This is a genomic window from Aeromonas molluscorum 848, assembly GCF_000388115.1.
GTDB classification, from domain to species: Bacteria; Pseudomonadota; Gammaproteobacteria; order Enterobacterales; family Aeromonadaceae; genus Aeromonas; species Aeromonas molluscorum.
In genome coordinates this window covers 1-2,846 of record NZ_AQGQ01000257.1, presented here as the reverse complement: position 1 = coordinate 2,846, position 2,846 = coordinate 1, and the positions used below count along the sequence as shown (strand labels likewise).

General features: G+C 59.8%; 1 protein-coding gene and 2 pseudogenes. 2 read left to right on the top strand and 1 reads right to left on the bottom strand.

The window, feature by feature from the left end; all coding sequences use genetic code 11:
- Positions 1-729: pseudogene (locus G113_RS19645) on the bottom strand (CvfB family protein); the annotation flags it as partial.
- Between the two features lie 252 nt (positions 730-981).
- On the opposite strand from G113_RS19645, the gene G113_RS19640 reads away from it, so the two are divergent.
- Together G113_RS19640 and G113_RS19635 are read left to right on the top strand one after the other, a co-directional pair.
- Positions 982-2,208, top strand: coding sequence for a UPF0149 family protein (locus tag G113_RS19640; RefSeq protein WP_005912069.1), 1,227 nt, complete (start codon positions 982-984; stop codon positions 2,206-2,208).
- A gap of 201 nt (positions 2,209-2,409) precedes the next feature.
- Positions 2,410-2,846 (top strand): annotated as a pseudogene (locus tag G113_RS19635) (MarR family winged helix-turn-helix transcriptional regulator); the annotation flags it as partial.

Below are 2,846 nucleotides of genomic sequence, written 5' to 3'. Positions count from 1 at the left end.
TGATGATGCTGCCCGCATCGTCCATGCGCTCGCCAATGTCCGGCTTTTGCAGGGTCAGGTCCAGCTTGCCATCGCACGTACCTGCTTGACCCACGCAGTCTGTGGACGTCCCGTCATCACTCGGCCAAACACCTCGTTCTTGAACAGCATACCGGCGTAGCGATCGTTGACCACCACCTTGATACCCAAAGGCGTATGCTCACCCGGTAGGGCCGTCACCTGATCTCCCACCTTGAAGGGCGGCAGCTCCTGGGAGAGGAAACGTTCGATGCGACTGGTGCCCACCATGCGTCCCTCGTTGTCGAGCATCAGATAGACCAGATAGACGTGGCCCACCTGCATCGGCTTGTTCTGCTCCCGGGTCGGCACGAACAAGTCTTTCTTCATGCCCCAATCGAGGAAGGCACCAATCTTGTTGGCATTGACCACCTTGAGACCAGCCAGCTGACCCACCATGGCAAACGGCTTGTCGGTGGTGATCACCGGCTCGCAGTCGGCATCCAGATAGAGGAAGACGGCAACCTCATCACCCTCGGCAACCCCGTCAGGCAATTGACGCTTGGGCAGCAGCAGCTCACCGTACTCTTCACCGGCGGCAAGCCAGGCGCCCCTGTCTTCGAGTTCGATCACTGTGAGGTTGTTCATCTTGCCAATCTGTATCATGGTGCTCTCTTGTCTTTTTAGTTCACGGACAGTCTGTCCCCGGACCGCGTCCGGATGGGCGCGCATATTACCGCAAAGGGCCGGTCACGGCCTAGTCTCTTGCAGAGATATGGGGCGATATTTGCCACTCTCAAGGACAATTTTGCGTCAAGACAGATCCGGATATTTTCCCGGGCCCACTTGCCAGATTGCTGATAATAGCAGCAGTTCGCCGCCATTTGACTGCATTCATCTCCATTTTTGGGTAGACTACGCCGCCATTTATGCCGGGCCCCAGGGCCTGGCACAGATCTCACCCATCGAGAGAGAGGAGCCGTGATGAACCCCGCCAATCGAACCCGCCAGCTCAATATCTGGTTGCAGCAGCAAAGTGGTGACGACATGAGTTATCCCGCGCTGCACGGTTTTCTGTGTGCTCGCCTCGCAGGCCCGGAGCAGCCAGACTGGCAGATGCCGCTGGAGGGGTTGCTGGCTCAGGGAAAATCCGTCGCGCTCGATGACAAGAGCGAGCTTGCCCTCCACCATCTCATCCAGGAGCTCGAGGCCCAGGCCGAGGCGGGAGAGATCTCCTTGCCCAGCCAGTGCCGCCTGCCAAACGAGCAGCCAGAGCAAGTTTTCGAAACCAGCCACCCCTTGGGTCAATGGAGCTACGGCTTCAGCCAGGGACTGGCCTGCTGGCCCGCCCCCGCCAATCTCAATGATCCCGTCACCCAGCGCCGCTTGCGCCTGGCCGCCGAACTGAGTCTGTTTCGCGATCTCACCCTGGCGCGCATGTTGCACCAAGCGGCGGCGAGCGAGCTGCCCTTCCTCGATTTTTGCAAACGCCAGCGCCAGCAGATGAAAGGGGCGCTCAATGGCTTGCTCGGGGTTCACGAGTGGAGTCTGCCTTCGGCAGCGCCGAGTGCCCCGGCCAGCGAACAGAGCAAGCAGTGGCAGGCCTGGTTCGAGCAAGCCAACGGCTGTCGCACGCCTCAGGCCCGTCTGGTCTGGTTCGAGCGCATCATCCAGGATGCCGAGCCACTGTTTGAGGACGCATTCTGGCAAGCACTGGATGGTCACGGCTGGAGCGCCAGCGAGGCGCGCCCTCTGCTCGCAGCCTGGGCGGGGCGAGCCGATTGTCTGTTCGAGCTTGGCTTGCTGCCCCAGGCGCGCCGCGAGTATGAAGCCCTGCTGACGCTCTGTCGTCTGGATGAGCCCGGTTGCCGCTATCCCCTGGCCAGCCTCTATGCCATGACGACAGACTGGCGCGCCCTTGAGGCGTTACTGGCCCGCTTCGATGAAGCCTCCTGCGCCCTGCTCTACAGTCAGGCGTTGATGTGGTTTGCTCGCAAGGCGCCAGCACATGCAAAAACCTGCCTGGTGAAGGCGCTGGCCAGCAATGCCCATGTACCAGCCTATCTACTCGGCCAACGCAAACTGCCCAAGCAGCCCCCCCACTACTGGCAGAGCGGCAGCCGGGACGAAGCGGCCAGCTATGCCTTGCAAGGGCGCACCGCTTGGTTGGCAGAAGGCGCCCTGCTCTGGCTCAGGACGCACTCAAAATAAGAGCAGCGCCAGGCGAAGCTGGGAAATAGCACTAACCTGATAGAGGAATGGTGTCCATTTGGAGCACATATTTTCGCCTTTAGCCCGCTCCGCCGTGCGCCAGTGCACAATTCTCGGGCCCTTTTTCAGACAAAGGCTCCTGAGTTACGTATCATCAAAGTATCAAGAGAAACTGCATACAAGATAACAGCAGGAGTTCACATGCAAAAACTCATCGGTCTGCTTGCACACTATCCCCCGTACCAACTGGTGCACGCCGCCGAAATGGTAAGGGAGACCTTCGAGCAGTTCTATCAGGCCCGCTATCAGCTCACTGTGCCCCAATGGCGGCTGATGATGGTGCTTGGACCCAACTACCCCATCAGCCAGAAAGAGTTGGTGGAGGCCAGCGGCATGGACAAGGTACGCATCTCCCGGGAGATCCATCGTCTTGGCGAAAAAGGCATATTGCATGCCCAGAGCAGCGAGCAGGACAAGCGGGTCAGCCTGGTCTCCCTCACCGGAACAGGGGGAAGCCCTGTTCCTGCAGCTCAAGAGCGAGGCTGGCAGCTGGCAGCATACCCTGACTGACTATCTGCCGAGCGAAGCGCGCCAAAGCATACGGCAACACCTGCAGAGCGTGAGCGAAGCCATAGAGC